The 18,071-nt window shown below is 29.3% G+C and carries 17 protein-coding genes and 1 pseudogene; all 18 read right to left on the bottom strand.

Annotated features, from left to right (window positions below; translation table 11 throughout):
* Positions 1–7: 7 nt before the first annotated feature.
* Positions 8–673, bottom strand: a pseudogene (minD, locus tag B2W91_RS20190) (septum site-determining protein MinD); the annotation flags it as partial.
* Complete coding sequence (gene minC / locus B2W91_RS20195; RefSeq protein WP_291584226.1) at positions 643–1,266, bottom strand: septum site-determining protein MinC; 624 nt, start codon at positions 1,264–1,266, stop codon at positions 643–645. The pseudogene minD and the gene minC, both read right to left, overlap by 31 nt.
* 313 nt (positions 1,267–1,579) lie before the next feature.
* A complete protein-coding gene (locus tag B2W91_RS20200; protein WP_291584228.1) occupies positions 1,580–4,507 on the bottom strand; it encodes a penicillin-binding transpeptidase domain-containing protein in 2,928 nt (975 codons plus the stop codon).
* A gap of 12 nt (positions 4,508–4,519) precedes the next feature.
* Positions 4,520–5,011, bottom strand: coding sequence for a rod shape-determining protein MreD (gene mreD / locus B2W91_RS20205; protein ID WP_291584230.1), 492 nt, complete (start codon positions 5,009–5,011; stop codon positions 4,520–4,522).
* A 9-nt stretch (positions 5,012–5,020) separates the two neighbouring features.
* Positions 5,021–5,884 (bottom strand): rod shape-determining protein MreC, encoded by an 864-nt coding sequence (gene mreC / locus B2W91_RS20210; protein ID WP_291584232.1) that lies wholly within the window; start codon positions 5,882–5,884, stop codon positions 5,021–5,023.
* A gap of 2 nt (positions 5,885–5,886) precedes the next feature.
* Entirely contained in the window at positions 5,887–6,897 is a 1,011-nt protein-coding gene (locus tag B2W91_RS20215; protein ID WP_291584234.1) for a rod shape-determining protein, read from the bottom strand.
* Between the two features lie 22 nt (positions 6,898–6,919).
* The gene (gene radC / locus B2W91_RS20220) at positions 6,920–7,603 is read right to left on the bottom strand and encodes a RadC family protein (RefSeq protein WP_291584236.1); all 684 of its coding nucleotides are present in this window, start codon (positions 7,601–7,603) and stop codon (positions 6,920–6,922) included.
* Positions 7,604–7,619: 16 nt separating this feature from the next.
* Positions 7,620–8,195, bottom strand: coding sequence for a Maf-like protein (locus B2W91_RS20225; protein ID WP_414633142.1), 576 nt, complete (start codon positions 8,193–8,195; stop codon positions 7,620–7,622).
* A 12-nt stretch (positions 8,196–8,207) separates the two neighbouring features.
* Positions 8,208–8,468 carry a DUF4321 domain-containing protein gene (locus B2W91_RS20230; RefSeq protein WP_291584237.1) on the bottom strand — a complete coding sequence of 87 codons (261 nt, stop codon included), beginning with the start codon at positions 8,466–8,468 and terminating at the stop codon, positions 8,208–8,210.
* Between the two features lie 448 nt (positions 8,469–8,916).
* Positions 8,917–9,630: an SPOR domain-containing protein gene (locus B2W91_RS20235; protein WP_291584239.1), complete on the bottom strand. Its 714-nt coding sequence runs from the start codon at positions 9,628–9,630 to the stop codon at positions 8,917–8,919.
* 410 nt (positions 9,631–10,040) lie between these two features.
* Positions 10,041–10,634, bottom strand: coding sequence for a C40 family peptidase (locus B2W91_RS20240; RefSeq protein WP_291584241.1), 594 nt, complete (start codon positions 10,632–10,634; stop codon positions 10,041–10,043).
* A gap of 536 nt (positions 10,635–11,170) precedes the next feature.
* Entirely contained in the window at positions 11,171–11,632 is a 462-nt protein-coding gene (locus B2W91_RS20245) for a hypothetical protein (protein WP_291584244.1), read from the bottom strand.
* Between the two features lie 212 nt (positions 11,633–11,844).
* On the bottom strand, positions 11,845–12,447 hold the full coding sequence (locus tag B2W91_RS20250) for a superoxide dismutase (protein WP_291584245.1): 603 nt from the start codon (positions 12,445–12,447) through the stop codon (positions 11,845–11,847).
* A 259-nt stretch (positions 12,448–12,706) separates the two neighbouring features.
* Positions 12,707–13,687, bottom strand: coding sequence for a tyrosine-type recombinase/integrase (locus B2W91_RS20255; RefSeq protein ID WP_291584247.1), 981 nt, complete (start codon positions 13,685–13,687; stop codon positions 12,707–12,709).
* Between the two features lie 68 nt (positions 13,688–13,755).
* Complete coding sequence (locus B2W91_RS20260; protein ID WP_039632001.1) at positions 13,756–14,013, bottom strand: HPr family phosphocarrier protein; 258 nt, start codon at positions 14,011–14,013, stop codon at positions 13,756–13,758.
* 28 nt (positions 14,014–14,041) lie between these two features.
* Positions 14,042–15,235 carry a pyridoxal phosphate-dependent aminotransferase gene (locus tag B2W91_RS20265; protein WP_291584250.1) on the bottom strand — a complete coding sequence of 398 codons (1,194 nt, stop codon included), beginning with the start codon at positions 15,233–15,235 and terminating at the stop codon, positions 14,042–14,044.
* A gap of 515 nt (positions 15,236–15,750) precedes the next feature.
* Positions 15,751–16,011 carry a stage V sporulation protein S gene (locus tag B2W91_RS20270; RefSeq protein WP_039631998.1) on the bottom strand — a complete coding sequence of 87 codons (261 nt, stop codon included), beginning with the start codon at positions 16,009–16,011 and terminating at the stop codon, positions 15,751–15,753.
* Positions 16,012–16,160: 149 nt separating this feature from the next.
* Positions 16,161–17,714 carry a ribonuclease Y gene (rny, locus tag B2W91_RS20275; protein WP_291584254.1) on the bottom strand — a complete coding sequence of 518 codons (1,554 nt, stop codon included), beginning with the start codon at positions 17,712–17,714 and terminating at the stop codon, positions 16,161–16,163.
* Between the last annotated feature and the right edge of the window lie 357 nt (positions 17,715–18,071).

The following is an 18,071-nucleotide window of genomic DNA, read 5'->3' on the forward strand; positions in this document are numbered from 1 at the left end:
CTTCCTCCTATTTGTTACCAAAGAATTTTTTTACTGTAGCCCAGAAGCCACCTTGAGAAGAAGTTTGATCTAATTCTACAAAAGGAACCTCTTCACCTGTAATTCTTCTTGCAATATTTTTAAAGGCTTGTCCTGCATCTGCAGTATTATCTAGTACTATTGGTTCACCTTTATTTGTTGATATAGTTACCTTTCTATCATCAGGTACTACACCTATTAATTTAATAGCTAGACACTCTTTTATATCCTCGATATCTAACATATCTCCATTCTTTGTCATCTCAAAATTGATTCTATTAACTATAAGTTCACTTTCTTCAAGTCCCTTTGCGCAAAGTTTTCCTATAACTCTATCAGCATCTCTAACTGAAGTTATTTCTGGATTGACAACAACCATTGATCTGTCAGCTCCTACTACTGCATTCTCAAAACCTTGTTCAATTCCTGCTGGGCAATCTATTATAACATAATCGAAATCCCCTTTAAGTTCATTAACCACTCTTAACATCTCTTTTATATCTACGTCGTTTTTATCTCTTGTCTGCGCTGTTGGAAGTAAAAATAAGTTATTAAATCTTTTATCTTTTATTAGAGCTTGTTTTAATCTACATCTTTCTTCAATTACATCTAATAATGTAAATACTACTCTGTTTTCAAGCCCCATAAGCACATCTNNCCATTTTTAACCCTTGCAACCTCTGGATAAGCTGGTTTTATACCATCCTCTGGTGCTCTTGTCATTATATCCGCAATTCTTATAATTTGAGGTTCTAGTGAAAATGCTGCTATAAATGATTTATCATTTCCTGTGCAGCCTGCATGTACACTTCCCCTAATAGCTCCTACAACTACAATATTTCCCGCGGCATATACCTCTGCTCCTGAGTTTATATCTCCTATTATAACTAGGTTACCTGAATATTCATATACTTGTCCACTTCTTATGGTTTTCTTTAAATATTTAGTACGACCTTCATAAATGCCATTAAAAACCTTACTTTGTTTTTCATCTATATCTTGAAAAATACAATCTCTTATTAAAAATTCTTCAAATAAAAGCTCTCTTAAATTTCTTAATTCTCTATCTGTAAATTCTTTTAATTGAGTTGTAATTTTCAAAGTACATCCTCTATAAAATCTTTTTCCTTTTGATAGTTTTTCAATTAATGCATTGGTCATATCTAGAGAGTTTTTAAATTTTTTCATGTCTATAACTACATTTAATCCCTCTTTATTACCTTTTATTATTATATTGTCTGCATACATAAATACCCTCCAAAATCGAGCTATTTGATATATTTCAACACTTCTAACTAAAATCCTTCTATAATAAGGATATTTTTAAGTAAACTTTAATAATTATAAGTTTATTTTACTCTATTTTCCACATATAATCTAGAATTTTGGAATAATGTATAGAATTTATTTAGTCTATGAAAGTAAAGCTTAAAATAATGGAGAACTAATAATTATAGTTAAAATTAATTTACTATAAATTAATTTCTTAAATATATGTCATAAAAGACTTTAATTTTTAAAATAGCCTTTATGCTAAATTAGCATAAAGGCTATTCCATTATTATTGATTATCGTTATTTTGATCTAAAGCATCTTCTTGAGGATTATTCTCTTCAGCTTCATTATTTGTTGCGTTATTTTTATTAGAATTATTTTGTGTTTCAGGATACATAAACTGATAGCCTGGATTTACTTTCAATAATTCTTCTTTAAAGTATTCTTCATATATAGCTCTTACTACTGGTCCTGCATATCCTCCATGTCCTCCATCAAATATTATAACACAAGTTACTATTTCTGGGTCATCCAAAGGTGCAAATCCTAAATATACAGCATAAGAAGTTCTTCCTAATGCATCCTCTTTTTTCGGATCAGATGTAAAATTAGAAGAACCGGTTTTACCACCATGTGGTAATGGATAGTTCTCAAAAGCAGTAGCACCTGTACCTTCTGTTGAGCTAACAACGTCCTTCATACCTTCTTTCATAGCTTGTAAGTATTCTGGATTAATGTCAAATTTTTCCAGTAGTTGTGGTTCAATTACTGTCTCTTCTTCTGTTACTGGATCAATAATACTATCCACAAGATGCATTTCATATCTAGATCCACCATTAACTAAGGTTGCCATGTAATTCGTCAATTGCAGTGGAGTAAATTGATTCATTCCTTGACCAATAGCTGCATCATAAGCGTTAGCAGCAGATTTTCTATTAGATACAGCATCTGATATGGAATAGTTAATTGCTATCGCCATATTACTTATGTCTTTATCTGTATAGTTCTTTTCTTTAAATTCTGGAAAGGAATCAATCAAATCTCTAAGCAGTTTTTCCATTTTAGGAACTATATCTTGTTCTTTTCCTTTTACTTCTTTTTGCATTTCTTCCTTAATAGCATCAATTAATACAGTTTTCTTCTCATTAACTTTAGCTATTTCACTTTTTTCTTTATCACTACCAACTTCATCTTTTCTTCTTATATTAATTGGTTTATAGTGTGGTACAGTATTTATAGAATCCGTACCTTGATTTAAAAAGTCAGCTAATTGATCTATATACTCATTAGTGAACTTATTTTTACTTGATTCATAGTTATAAACTTGCCCAAAATTTTCTGGTATTTCTATACCAGTTTTAGGTTCTTTATTAGAATTTTTATCTACTCCTAATCCAAATTTCCATGCATACTTAGCTATGTAATCAAGCCCACTTGATTTTTCTCCACCCTTTGCAAAAAGTCTATCTGCTACATCATAGAAGAAATAGTTACAGGATACTTTAAGTGCCTCTCTAATATCTATACTGCCATGAGAACCTCCATTTTGGTTATATATCCAGCAAGCTCCCTGATAACTAGGGTACCTTTTATTATATTCTCCATCATCATAGATTGTAGTTGTTAAATCTATAACTCCTTCTTCAAGTCCTGCAAGCCCTGTTAGCGGTTTAAATACAGATCCTGGAGGGATTAAAGATAAGGTAGCATAGTTATATAATGATTTAGGAAATATATCATAGCTATCTTCTCTATATTTAGTATTTCCTTCTATTCTTTTATCCAATGGGAACATTATATTAACTAATTTATTTACCCTTTGTTCATAAGAAAGATTGGCTAAATCATCATCACTTAATATTCCTGACATAGAAGCAAGTCCTCTTTTTTCAATATATTCTTTACCCATCTTTTCTAAATCAGAATTATAATATTTAGCTGTAAGCTCAGGAGTAAGTGTAAATATATTAGGATCATATCCCGGTCTACTTGTTAATGCAAGTAGTTTACCAGTCTTAGCTTCCATAACTATAGCTAATCCTCTTGTGGCATTGGTAGTATCAACATCATTTACTCTACCTTTCTTTTGAAGATCCTCCATAGTGTCATCTAACGCTTTTTCAGCAACAGATTGTATATTTTTATCAATATTAAGTTTTAAAGTTTTTCCTGGATAAGCCTCAACTTCTCCAAGGGTTTTAACTTTTCTTCCCTGCTTATTAACTTCTATACTTTCTTGCCCTTTAGTACCTTTTAAAATACTTTCAAAGCTAAACTCTAAACCTGCTTTTCCTACTTTATCAGAACTTATATCATATCCCTTTTCTTCAAACTTTTCTTGTTCCCAAGAATCTATTTTTGCAGTATATCCTAGAAAAGCTGATCCAAGTTCACCATTTGGATAAGATCTAATAGGCTGAGTTTCTACCATTATACCTGGTAAATCTGGTTGAAGCTGTTCAAAGATAAATGCAACATCTTTATTTAAACTGTTAGATATAACCACTGGTTTATATCCTGAGTAACTTTGCATCTTAATACTATCTAGCACTATAATGAATCTTCTTTTATCAGCTAAACTGTAATTTTTCTTATCAATATCAATATCATAATTTTTCTTAAATTGTTCTTTATATTCGTCAAAAAGTTTATTAAAAGCCTCTTCTGCGGTAATCTTTAATAATTCTTCCTCTATGTTTTGTAATTCTGCTTTAGAAAGCTGATCTTCACTTTTTCCTTTGTAAAGCTTCTTGATTTCATCATCATCTTGAAATCCCTTGTCTTTCTTAAATCTAAGCTCCATCCATCTTCTACTTGCTTCGTCGGCAGCATTAAATTTAAATTCAAATTTTGGTTCAACAGTTATAGGAAATTCATCCACTATAGGAGTTTTATTTTCATCTAAAACTTTAAAAACTTTCTCCATAGTGTCAAAAAAAACTTCCTTACTTTCAGTAGTTTCTGTAAACATCAACGCATAACTTTGCTTGCTTGTAGCTAATATCTGTCCATTTCTATCTTTGATATCACCTCTTGGTGCTACCTTAGAAACATTTTTATAGTGCTTTTTACTTGCTTCTTCCCTATATTCTTCTACCATAACTACTTGAAGAAATAGGAGTCTTGCTACTAAAATTGTAAATATAACAGCCATAGCAATAAAAAACACCGTATATCTTGAAAATTTTTTTTCTTTTTTATTGTTTTTTACCATAATATCACTATCCTAAAATCTCCAATCTTTCTTCATAAATTTTGTTTCAGAAAGTTTGTAAACATATCTATATAAAATTATAGATAAAATCATATTATATATGCTTACATATAGTGCTGTTTGTATATTAACTTTTATCTTTAATAAATAAAACAAGCTAAACATCATAACTCCTTTTAATATACTAAGAGATAAAGTTGAAATTATTGGAACAAAGGACTTTTCCTTAAATATACTTTTACCAATTTGTGCTGCAATATAGCAAGTAAGCATATTAGTAAGCATATTAATTCCTAATCCATTAAATAAATAAAGATCTTGCAATGCACCAGCAAATATACCTAAAATAATTGCCTCTACCGGACCATTTATTATTGAGTAGGAAATTATAAAAACAAATAAAATGCTAGGATAAATAGAGTTAATAGCAATAAATGTGCTTAATGTATTATCCAACATAGTAAGTCCAATACATATAAAAAATAGTGTTGCTACTTTCTTCATTTTAATCACCTAATATCTATATTTAACTTCTGGTATAATGTCATTAGTGTCAGTTGGTACTACTATTAATACTTCTTCTAAAGTATTAAAATCTACAGTTGGCTTTATTATTGCACTTTTCATTACGGCAACTTTATCTTCCTTTACCTCTAGCACAGTGCCTATTTTTATTCCTTTAGGATAAACTAATCCTAAGTTTGAAGTTAAAATAGTATCTCCTTCTTTTATCTTAGAGCCAATTGAAAGTCTTGTAATTTCTGCAAGAAACTTTTCATCATTTCCTCTGTATCCTTTTACAATTCCATCACTTTCTTTAGTTGATAATACATGCCCTGCAACAGCTATATTTTCATTACAAAAAGACTGCACTATTGATCGGTTACTTCCTACAGAAGTGACTTGCCCTACTAATCCTTCTGCTGTAATTGCTACCATGCCTTTTTCAATCCCATCTTTGCTACCTCTATTTATAACAAATCCATCTAAAAAGTTTCCACCGCTTAATCCTCTAATATCAGCACCTACGTACTTATACTCACTTTTAGAATTAGTGAAATTTAACATATTTCTTAATCTTTCATTTTCACTAATGAGAATTTCATTTTCTGTTGACTTTTGAGATAGCTCAATATTTTCCTCTTTTAACTTCTCATTTTCTTCTTTTATATTATTTATATTAGTAATAAAACTAAAGGAGTTTTTTACTTTATTTCCTATATTATAAACTACACTTTGGATACTATCTAGGGTGTATCCAACACCATTTTCCACGAAAGACATTTTTTCTCTTTGAACACTATATCCAATAAGAAACAAAAAGCATACTGACAGTAGTATAACTATTACTGCCAGTTTATTCTTGAACTTCTTCAAAATTATCCTCTTTTATACATTATGTCTATATTATCTAGTGCTTTTCCAGCTCCTATAGCTACACAATCCAGTGGAATGTCAGCTATATTTACTGGCATATTAGTTTCGTGGTAAATTAGTGCGTCTATCCCTCTTAACATTGCGCCTCCACCAGTTAGCATTATACCTTTGTCCATAATATCCGCTGCAAGTTCTGGTGGTGTTTTTTCAAGTGTAGTTTTTATTGAATCAATTATAGAGTATACGGGTTCTTTTAATGCTTCTCTAACTTCACTTTCATTAATTTTTGCTACTTTTGGAAGTCCTGAAATTAAGTCTCTTCCTTTAATCTCCATAGTTCTTTCCTCTTCACCTAAATCGAAGGCAGAACCTAATTCTATTTTTATTGCTTCCGCTGTACGTTCACCTATCATTAAGCTATATTGTTTTTTTATGTAAGCTATTATTGCTTTATCTAACTCATCTCCAGCAACTCTTAAAGATTTACTAGTTACTATTCCGCCAAGAGAAATAATAGCTACTTCTGTAGTTCCTCCACCAATATCTACAATCATACTACCTGTTGGTTCATCAACTGGAAGTCCAGCACCTATAGCTGCCGCCATTGGTTCTTCTAAAAGACAAGCAAATCTGGCACCTGCGCTTTTTGTTGCTTCTTCTATAGCTCTTTTTTCTACTTCAGTTACTCCTGAAGGAAAAGAAACCACTATTCTTGGGCTTTTGAATCCATTCTTTGCCCCTGCTTTTTCAATAAAGCTTCTTAGCATTTTTTCAGTAACGTCAAAGTCAGCAATAACTCCATCTCGCATTGGTCTTATAGCTACAATGTTACCTGGAGTCCTTCCGATCATTTGTTTAGCCTCATTTCCTACAGCTAAAACCCTATTTGTCTTTTTATTTATAGCCACAACTGATGGCTCTCTTAACACTATTCCTTTTCCTTTTACATAAACTAATGTATTAGCAGTTCCTAAATCTATTCCCATATCTCTTGATTTGCCAAAAAATCCCATATACTTTTTTCTCCTTTCGTTTCTATAAAAATGCTCTTTCTTTTAAGCTAACATAAATACCATTCCCAATTATAATATGGTCTAAAACCTCTATGCCTAGTATCTTTCCACATTCTTTAAGTCTATTTGTAATATTGATATCTTCTTTACTTGGAGTAGGATCTCCCGATGGATGGTTATGGCAAATAATTACTGAAGCACTACTATTTTTTATAGCTTCTAAAAATACTTCTCTAGGATGAACAATAGAGCTATTTAAGCTACCAACAGATATATGCTTTACTGCTATAACTACATTTTTGCTATTAAGCATTATTAACTTGAGATATTCTTTTTTCAAATATCTCATATCTTCCATAACATATTCTGCTGCTGATCTAGCACTGGTTATTCTATATTCATCACCAGACTTAAAAGCCTTAAAACGCTTTGAAATTTCTGATAGCGCTATAAGTTGTGCTGCCTTAGCTTCCCCTATACCACACAAACTTAAAAAGTCTTGAGTATCACAGCTAAGAAGTCCATTCAATCCATTACAGTCTGATATTATTCTATTGCATAAGCTTAAAACATCTTCTTTTTGACTTCCTGTTCTCAAAATAATTGCTAAAAGTTCTGCATTAGATAGTGCATATGCACCATATCTAAAAAGCCTCTCACGAGGTCTTTCATTTTTAGGTAAATCCGTAAGTTTAAAATTGTTCAAACATAACACTTCCTTATTAAAGATTTACCCCCATCTCCATAAGTAAAGTATTTAGCCTATTTAAAGGTAAGCCTACCACATTATAACAACAGCCATTAATACCTTCTACAAATGTTGCTGCTCTACCTTGTATACCATAAGCCCCTGCCTTATCTAAAGGCTCTCCAGTTTTTACATATTTCTCTATAGTTTCATTACTAAGTTCTGAAAATTTAACCTCTGTACAAACAGCATCAAATTTCATATTATTAGTTTTTGTATCTAAAACTAATATTCCGGAGTATACTTTATGAGTTTTGTTACTAAGCATTTTAAGCATAATAATAGCATCCTCTTCATTTTTGGGTTTTCCCAATACCTTGCCTTCACTATACACTATAGTGTCACAAGCAATTACAAGAGAATGTTCATTTAGCTTTTCAAGTATATTAAAAGCTTTTCCCTTTGCTAAGTTAATAACATACTCTTCGCAATTATTATCAAAGCTTATAGTGCTTTCATCAAAGTCGCTAACAATCACTTCAAAATTCTCTGTAATTCTAGCTAAAAGTTCTTTTCTTCTTTCTGAAGCTGATGCCAGTATAATCTTCATAATTGTTCACTCCTAATATTTTCTAAATAATATTATTGCCAATATTACACAAATAATAGACATTAAGTTAATATTGAAATAGATACCAAAAGTTATCCCTATCACTTTTAAGTTTAACAAAAAAGGATCACTTAATCCAATGGAATAAGATCTTCCTAATATATCTAAAAAGCTAACGCTTTTAGATAACACTTCCCCAATGAAACTACCAGAAATGGCTGCCAGTAGTATAACAAAAATGTATTCTCTGGTTTTCCTTTCTGAATTTTTCAATTTATATCCCCCATTTATTTCTTTTTCTTATATAGTGTATCATTTAATAAAATGATTAACAAGTCTATAATATGGTTTTTTAAAAAAATTCCCGTTCCACAATTTGGATTTTAAGGTGTCAAATAGGCAAATTTTAAATGACTAAAAGCCATGTTCTCTCAATTCATGAATTCAGTCATAAAGTCACAATCATGGATTTTTTTCCCTCATAAGAAGATTTAAAACTAATTTATTTTTAAATCAATGGAGTTACTTGTTATAGAATCTAGTAATGAATTTATTAGTAAAAAAGTATACTTTAAAATTTAGTTTATAAAGAGCTAATTTCAGCTATAATTACCATTAAAATGTCTAAAAAGTTACCTATATTAAGTTTTACATTAAAATTCACATTTTTTATATTTATAAATATACAAATAGAACAGGCTATACCTGTTCTACTACTTAACTAGTTATTTTTAAATTTTATTAATTTATTATATATATATATATTCATTTCTTCTGATTTTTTCTTATCCACTTCCTCTGGAAGAGAAGCTATATAACTTTTTATTTCTTTAACATCATTATATGAATGAGTATCCTCCTTTAAATTTTCTAAAGAAGACACCCACTTTTTTAACTCAGTAGTTTTTATAGATTGAACTTGTGTATCTGATGTTTTATTTACTACCTTTAATTTAGCTTCTATGATTTTACTTAGTTCAACTATAGATAAATCTTCATAAGGCAAGGTTATTGCTATTTTATTATTAGGAATCTTATTTCCATTCAATTTTTCTATAATTTTATCACAATCATTTCCAGTATATATACCTTGATATACTTTATAAGTATTATCTTGTTCTACAATAAAAGGGCTACCAAAAGAATTTAGCTGGTTTTTTAGCTTATCAGCATTTTCTTTTACTTTAAATACACCACATTGAATTAGTATAAAATCGCTACTTTTAACATTTTTCTCTGCACCTTTAGTTTCTTCATTTTTCTTTTCTTTTTTTGTTTCTGTAATCTCTTTATTATCTTTTTTTAAATCATCATTAGAAGAAAACTTGTTAAAGAGCATAATAGTTAATAACAATGCAATTAACATTATAATTAAAAGATAAATCAAACTATTATTTTTTTTCTTAGGTTTTATATTATATCTTGTGTATTTCATTTTGTCCCCCTCCTATAACCTATAAATACTTGCTTGTCCTTAATTTATATTCATAGTTTAAGAGAATTATGATAAAAAAGGAGTTCGTTGAACTCCTTTTTCTAATTTACAATGCACAATGCTCAATTCACAATTGTGGACATTTCTCAGTAGTAACTGAGAAATTTATAATTGATTCTTTTTTGAAGTTACAAAGTAACTTTATATAAAAAACTAGCAATTATATTGCTAGTCAAAAAAATTCATTCAAATAAATTATTTTCCTAAAAAATAATTTTCTCCTTAACTGTGAATTGTGAACTGTGCATTGTGCATTATTTAAGATTGTGTATTGTTCAAAGTTATCCACAAACTTAACTTTTTATAATTTCTCATAGAATAAAAAATTGACATCACTGCCGGTTTAAATTCTAGAATATTCTTCTTGCACCTACATACCTAGTGGAATAATAGTCTTCTCCTAAATCACTTATCATTACTCTTCCATTTCCTGAAGCTGCGTGTATAAATTGACTGTTACCCATATATATTCCTACATGGGATACAGAGTATCCATCAGTATTAAAAAATATTAAATCTCCCGGCTCTAAGTCTGCTCTTGAAACTCCCTTACCATATCTTATCTGTGAACCGGTGTAATGCGGTAAATCTATACCATGATTTCCAAAAACATACTTTGTAAATCCTGAGCAATCAAAAACCTCTGGTCCAGTTGCTGCCCAAACATATGGACTTCCAAGCTTAGTACAAGCTAAATCTACTATATCATAAGCAACCTCTGGCGTAGATTCACTTCCACCTCTAGATAGCCTCTTGTTTTCCAATGTTCTATTTGGAACTTTTATTGTTTTATCTGTTGATAAATTAGCTGAACGCAATATTATTTCATTTTTCTTTTTAGGTGCTTCAGTAGCTTGTACACTTTTGCAATTTATTAAAGTAACTGCAAATATAAACAACATTAAATTTAACAGCAACCCGCAGGCTTTCTTCATATTTAACATAAACTTTCCCCCTAAAGACTAATAGCTATACATGTTAATAACCTTAAAATAATTGCCTCCAAATTAATATATAACGTTATCATATAATGTTCTAAGGTTAATTACTGTATAATATATATTATATTTAGTAAATTTTAACTTAAAGACATTATAAATTATTAAACCATATCTAGTCAACTTTTTTATTAAGACAAATATTCCTAAATAAGTATATATTTCAAAATAATGTTGTTATATTTCGCCCTATAAAAGCATATATTTATAAGTTTATTATTTTCAAACTTAATCTATAAATTCATAAAATCGTACTATTAAATTATTTAACTTTACATTAATATAAAGTTAAAAAGTAGCAATTGTATTTCTAGTTAAAAAATCCATTAAAGAAATTGTTTTGATTAAAAATAATTTCCACCACAATTGTGCATTAAAATACCACCCTCAATTTATCGTGTTATAAATTGAAATACTCAAGGATACAGCTACACTTTTAAATATGTAAAAAAATAATGAGTAGCATAATGCTACTCATTATTTTAACTATACATAAGAGTTAATCTTACAATTCTTCTCACAAAATTTCTCGCTCTCATGTATGGAACTCCTTTAGACTCTAAAAATCTAAATATACCTGGATTATTTCTTTCTATCCTGTTAACTATTCTATCAACTTTTAAATAATTATATCCAGGATATCCCTGTGCTGTTTTTATATCATCATCCAAAAGCGCTAAATCTTCATTTGCGTTTCCTCTTAAATCTTCTTCTTCGTCAAAAACTTTAAATTCATTATCTTCTTCATCCATAATCCATGGCATAGGTGTTATAAATCCCATAGGATTACCTCTTTGCATAGGCATAATTCCCATCATACAATACATAGCAATAAACTCTTCCATCTCTTTAGACATGTTCCTACTATTCATCGGCTCTATAGGAACAAACTCATATTCCTGAACTCCATCTCCATCAAGATTTCTTTCATTATCTGAATACATTATAATACCCCCATATTTATATTGGAGATCAAAAATAAATAACTAGCAAATATACCATTCCATTTTGCGAGTAGTGCCAAAACAAAACTTGTTAATATCAAGGCTATTAAGGATGCTTCCCCACATATTGATATAAAACATAATTTTATGTTCTTTCGCTAGTTATTTTATTTTAGACTCCTTACATTAAAATCTATGCAGAATCTTATAAATTAATTCAGCATTTTTCTTAATGCAACCAGCCTATTATTTACAACTCTCCAATCAATATTATTCATAAAAACCTCAATATATTTTTTTCTATCAATTCCAAAATCAATCATATATGCATGCTCATAAACATCTAAAACAAGTAATGGATAAGCATTCCATATAGGTCCACAATCATGACTATCAAGTCCATACACATGAAGTTTTTTATCTATAGGTTCATATGCAAGTACTACCCATCCTCTCATTGCTAAACCTGCATTTTTAAATAATTCTTCAAAAAAATTATAGCTACCAAAGCTTTCAACTATAGCTTCATAAACACCTGAGGATATACCCTTTCCCTCTCCATTCATGTTTTCAAAATAAAGCTCATGAAGCTTAACTCCATCTAATGCAAAACTTTGACCTAATAAAAGACTTCTATAGGGACTGAAAGTAGCATTTGTTCCTTCAAAATCCCTTTGTTCCCTTATACCACTCCATATTTTGTTAACATTTGTTACATATCCTTCGTATAATTTATAATGCTGCTCTAGTTGATTTAGGCTTATTCCTTTAATACTTTTAAAATTAAAAGTTTTAGGGGTTAATTTCTCATCCATTACACACTCTCCTAAATTATTACTTTATGCGTCAACAAGTAAATAATCAATCATTAATATTATTTAATTTTCCATATGATTAATTACTCCACTTTAGACGCTTCAATACATTATATTTAATTTATTCCTTTAAAATTCATAAAATTTACTTCTATTAGAATTGTGCTATAATTTTAATTTTTTTTATTAATAAAGAGAAAGAATTTATCATATCATTTTTATATAATTAAAGCTAATATACTTTAATTGTATATTAGCTTTAAAGAATATCTATAATATCGCCTGCATTATTTTTTAATTTATCTATAGAGTGAACATATCTATTTGTAGTTGCTAAATTTTTGTGTCCTGCAAATTCTCTTACTTTTTCTATAGTTGCTCCCTCCGTTATAGCTAGTGTTATAGCAGTATGTCTAGTAGAATGGACTTTTAAATCTTTGTTTAGATTCGCCTTTTTGCAAATTTGTTTAATTATATAATTTAAGCTACTAGGATCTAATTTTTCCTTTTTTAAGCTATTTTTCGAATGACCTAAGAATAGATATTCATCCCAATTTTTTTTAAAATCTCTATTACTCTTTTCGACATATTGTTTTATTAGATTTAATACTCCTTTTTGAATTTTTATTACATCTTTAATATTACCTTTTCTAGTTATATTAATAATATCATAGCCTCCATATGTAGTTACATCTTTTAGCTTTATGTTTATAATTTCTGATTTTCTTAAGGCTGTAGTCAATGCTAATGACATTATAGCCTTATTTCTAAGACCTATTATAGTAGAGATATCTATGCTTTGAAGCAAAATTTTACATTCTTCCTTTGTTAAAAATTCTGTGTCCTTATTATTTATAATTGGCTTTTCTTCTTTTAAATTACCAAAAGGATTATATTTTATAAGTTCACTTCTTGTACTATTATCTTGAAATTTTAATAACCACTTATAAAGTGCACTTAATGATGAAATTTTTCTATTTATAGTAGCAGAAGAAAATTTCTTAGAGCTTAATTCTAAAATGTAACTTTGAGCATCAAATATAGTTACTGCTCTAATATGATTAATTGTTATATCTTCAACATATTCTACTTTAAAAAAATCTTTAATATCTCTCTCATAGCTTTTAGCAGTATATTTGCTTTTATTGGCTTTTAAATCTAAAAAATATCTTATAAAATTTTTATCATTAAATAAATTAGTTATTCTTTGTTCATTTTTAATAATAATATCATTATTCATATTTATCACCTAATGTGTATAACTTAATAAAAACTGCTAACAAACGTCAGCAGCTTTTACTATGTTAATTATTCGAAGCTTTCTATTAAGTCACAAATATTTCCTAGCGCCTTTTCTTTATCACTGCCTTTAGCTGAAACAGTAATCTTATAATCTTTATTTATACCTAAAGATAGTATCCCTATCAAGCTTTTAGCATTAGCGCTTTTTCCATTGTACTCAATATTTATATTTGATTTGAAAGATGAAGCTACTCTAACTAACAGTGTAGCTGGTCTTGCATGTAACCCTTGTGGGTTTTTTACAATAACATCTTTTGATACCACTAGCATCACCTCTACAGTTTATTTAAAACTATCCTATGCTATTTACGAACTTTTCAATTCTATCTAATCCATTTTTAATGTTATCCATAGATGTTGCATAAGATAATCTTATAAAGTTATCAACTCCAAAAGCTATTCCTGGCACAACTGCAACTTTTTCTTTCTCCAATATTAAATCGGAGAAAGTTAAGGAATCCTTAATTACTTTTCCATCAAATTCCTTACCCAAAACTTTGCTTATGTTAACCATAACATAGAAAGCTCCTTCTGGCTTAACACAAGATAAATTGTTTATTGAGTTAATTCTATCAACCATAAAATCTCTTCTTGCTTTAAATTGTTTTTTCATATTTTCAACTTCACTTTGATCTCCATTTAAAGCTTCTACTGAAGCATATTGAGATATTGAACAAGGATTTGAAGTTGTATGACTTTGAATATTAGACATAAGCTTAGTTATCTCTTCGCTAGTTGCAGCGTATCCTATTCTCCAACCAGTCATGGCATATGCTTTAGAAACTCCGTTAATAACTATTGTTCTATTATACGCGTCTTCTGAGATACTTGCAATTGAAATATGTCCTTCTACTCCATATAATAATTTTTCATATATTTCATCTGATATTATTATTAGATCCTTTTCCTTAGCAAACTCAGCAAGTTTTACTAGCTCTTCCTTAGTATAAACAGTTCCTGTTGGATTATTAGGACTATTTAATATAAATGCTTTTGTTTTATTTGTTGTAGCTTTTTCTAATGCTTCAACTGTTAATTTGAAAGCGTTTTCTTCTTTAGTTTCTACAAATACAGCCTTACCATCAGCTAATTGAATAAGTTCAGGATAACTCACCCAATAAGGTGCTCCTACTAATACTTCATCTTCAGGATTTAGTATTGCTTGTAACGCATTTGCTAAACATTGCTTAGCTCCAGTTGAAATTACTATTTGAGAAGGTTTGTAAGTTAAATTATTATCTACTTTAAATTTGTTTACTATAGCATCTTTAAGCTCTATTATTCCTGAAGCAGCTGTATATCTTGTCAAGCCCTCTTGTATAGCTTTTATGCCAGCCTCTTGAATGTTTTTTGGAGTATTAAAATCTGGCTCTCCTGCACCAAAACCTATTACATCTATGCCATCTGCTTTCATTTTTTTTGCTTTAGCTGTTATTGCTAAAGTCAATGATGGAGAGATTTGCATAGCTTTATTTGATAATTTCATAGTTACTACCCCCAAAATTTTCTTAATTTTATAAGTTATCTGCATATGTCCCTTCATATTTCAATAAAATGAAGGATATACGTCATATCATCTATAATATATCATTTATTATACTCAGTGTAAATAATTTTATAAGGCATATTTTAACTATTTATTAAAATAAAAATTATATTTTAAAATTACATTTATATAGATACATTTTAACATGAAAATTAAAATACTATGTAAATTAGTCTTTAATTTGTAGTTATTATATAGATTTTTTAATAGAATCTAAGAATAAAGAATTATGATTAAAATTCTACTATCAAGCCTTCGAAATTTTTCATAACAAAATTTTCCTAAATTCTTCACTGCTAATTATCAATCTTTAATTCTTAATAGGTTAAGCTACTTGTATAGAAGATCTATTTTAAAGTTCTATATTGTACTCATATGTTTAAGTTAATGAATATTTAAATAAAAAAGACATGGCTTTATAATTCATGTCTTTCTTCTATGTAAATTAATTAGTTTTATCTAGGCTGAACAATTAATCTTATAGCTGTTCTCTCTTCTCCTTCAATCTCTATATCTGTAAATGCTGGAATACAAACTAAATCCACTCCACTTGGCGCTACAAATCCTCTAGCTATTGCTACTGATTTTATAGCTTGGTTAAGAGCTCCTGCACCGATAGCTTGGATTTCAGCCGCACCTTTTTCTCTTAAAACACCTGCTAATGCTCCTGCTACTGAATTGGGACTTGATTTTGCTGAAACTTTTAATACCTCCATGATTAACCTCCTATAAGTAAACATTCTATTGTGATAATATATAATTCTACAATAATCAAAAAAATCCTCTTAAATTTTGAATAAAATTAAATTTTACAAAATTTAAGAAGATTATTTTTTTCATTTTTATTTTAAATTTCTACTTTTTACTATTTTGCATACTCAATAGCACGGGTTTCTCTGATTACATTAACTTTAATTTGACCTGGATATTCAAGTTCACTCTCTATTTTCTTAACAATATCCCTAGCCACTTCAATAGCTCCTGCATCATCAATTTCTTCTGGTTTAATCATAATTCTAATTTCTCTTCCAGCCTGAATGGCATATGACTTTTCAACGCCTTCATAAGAATTTGCAATTTCCTCAAGTTTTTCTAATCTCTTAATATAAGCTTCCAATGTTTCTCTTCTCGCACCTGGCCTTGCAGCAGAAATAGCATCAGCTGCTTGAACTAATACTGCTTCTAAAGATTGAGATTCTACATCACCATGATGAGCTGCTATAGCATTTACAACTATTGGTGATTCATGATATTTTTTAGCAAGTTCTGCACCTATTAATGCATGTGGTCCTTCAACTTCATGGTCTACAGCTTTACCAATGTCATGTAATAATCCGCATCTTTTTGCCAATGTCGGATCCATGCCAAGTTCTGATGCCATAAGTCCTGCTAAATAAGCAACCTCAACGGAATGCTTTAATACATTTTGACCATAACTTGTTCTGTACTTCAGTCTTCCTAATAATTTTAATATTTCAATATGTAGACTGTGTACACCTGTTTCAAAGGTAGCTTGTTCTCCTTCTTCCTTAATATCATTTTCAACATCTTTCTTAGCTTTTTCTACCATTTCTTCAATTCTTGCTGGATGTATCCTTCCATCTACTATAAGCTTTTCTAAAGCTATTCTTGCAACTTCTCTTCTTATTGGATCAAATCCTGAAAGAATTACTGCTTCTGGAGTATCATCGATAATTAAATCTACCCCTGTAAGGGTTTCAAGAGCTCTAATATTCCTGCCCTCTCTACCTATTATTCTTCCTTTCATTTCATCATTTGGAAGAGAAACTACGTGTACAGTAGACTCTGCAACATGATCTGCAGCACATCTTTGAATAGCATATGTTATGATTTCTCTGGCTTTTTTATCAGCCTCTTCTTTAGCCTTCTGTTCAACTTCTTTAATCATAACTGCTGCTTCATGCTTAATTTCTTTTCTTACTTCGTCTAGTAAAATCTGCTTTGCTTCATCAGATGTAAGACCTGATAATCTCTCTAATTCTTCTCTTTGTTTAGTATACAAATCTTGTATACTTGCCTCTAATATTTCAACTTCTTGTTGTTTTTTATTTAGATTTTCTTCTTTTCTCTCTAATACTGCACTCTTTTTATCTAAAGATTCTTCTCTTTGAATTGTTCTTCTTTCAAGCCTCTGAATTTCATTTCTTCTCTCTCTAGACTCTTTTTCAAGGTCAGTTCTCAATCTATGAACTTCCTCTTTAGCCTCAAGTATAGCTTCTTTCTTTTTAGATTCAGCATCTTTTTTAGCTTCCTCTATAATTTTTTTAGATTCTTCTTCTGACTTTGCAATATTAGCCTGTGATATATTTTTTCTAGTATAAACAACAACAAAAATTCCAATGAAAATAACAATTAATACAATACCTATCCCTAATATCATCTTTGTATTTGTATCCATTGTATGTCAACACCTCCTTTGCTCATTTTAATATCTATTTGGATTGAAAATGAAAGCTAGAAAAGGTGTCATATTTTATTCAATTGGTAGCAATTACATTATGCTAAACCAGTATTTGTATTTATTTTATATTACTTTCTATATAATGTCAAGTTGCTTGGTATGCTACAAACAGGTAAAATATATACTTTTTTATAATATTAAAATTATATCCAATTATTCATATATATATTCAAAATTATTGAAAGATAAAAGAAGAGTTTCCAAATAATTGAACTCATTTGTTATGTATCTAGAAATGCCTCTTCATTGTTATCAACCATCTATTTGTACTATCTTTTAATATATATATATATA

It is taken from the genome of Clostridium sp. UBA6640 (genome assembly GCF_002455975.1).
Lineage (GTDB): Bacteria > Bacillota > Clostridia > Clostridiales > Clostridiaceae > Clostridium_J.

Coding starts and splice junctions, on each gene's coding strand:
- B2W91_RS20200 (WP_291584228.1), bottom strand. CDS start 4,507: ATGGTAAAAAACAATAAAAAAGAAAAAAAATTTTCAAGATATACGGTG.
- mreD (WP_291584230.1), bottom strand. CDS start 5,011: ATGAAGAAAGTAGCAACACTATTTTTTATATGTATTGGACTTACTATG.
- B2W91_RS20215 (WP_291584234.1), bottom strand. CDS start 6,897: ATGGGATTTTTTGGCAAATCAAGAGATATGGGAATAGATTTAGGAACT.
- B2W91_RS20225 (WP_414633142.1), bottom strand. CDS start 8,195: ATGAAGATTATACTGGCATCAGCTTCAGAAAGAAGAAAAGAACTTTTA.
- B2W91_RS20235 (WP_291584239.1), bottom strand. CDS start 9,630: ATGAAATACACAAGATATAATATAAAACCTAAGAAAAAAAATAATAGT.
- B2W91_RS20240 (WP_291584241.1), bottom strand. CDS start 10,634: ATGTTAAATATGAAGAAAGCCTGCGGGTTGCTGTTAAATTTAATGTTG.
- B2W91_RS20245 (WP_291584244.1), bottom strand. CDS start 11,632: ATGTATTCAGATAATGAAAGAAATCTTGATGGAGATGGAGTTCAGGAA.
- B2W91_RS20250 (WP_291584245.1), bottom strand. CDS start 12,447: ATGGATGAGAAATTAACCCCTAAAACTTTTAATTTTAAAAGTATTAAA.
- B2W91_RS20255 (WP_291584247.1), bottom strand. CDS start 13,687: ATGAATAATGATATTATTATTAAAAATGAACAAAGAATAACTAATTTA.
- B2W91_RS20265 (WP_291584250.1), bottom strand. CDS start 15,235: ATGAAATTATCAAATAAAGCTATGCAAATCTCTCCATCATTGACTTTA.
- B2W91_RS20270 (WP_039631998.1), bottom strand. CDS start 16,011: ATGGAGGTATTAAAAGTTTCAGCAAAATCAAGTCCCAATTCAGTAGCA.
- rny (WP_291584254.1), bottom strand. CDS start 17,714: ATGGATACAAATACAAAGATGATATTAGGGATAGGTATTGTATTAATT.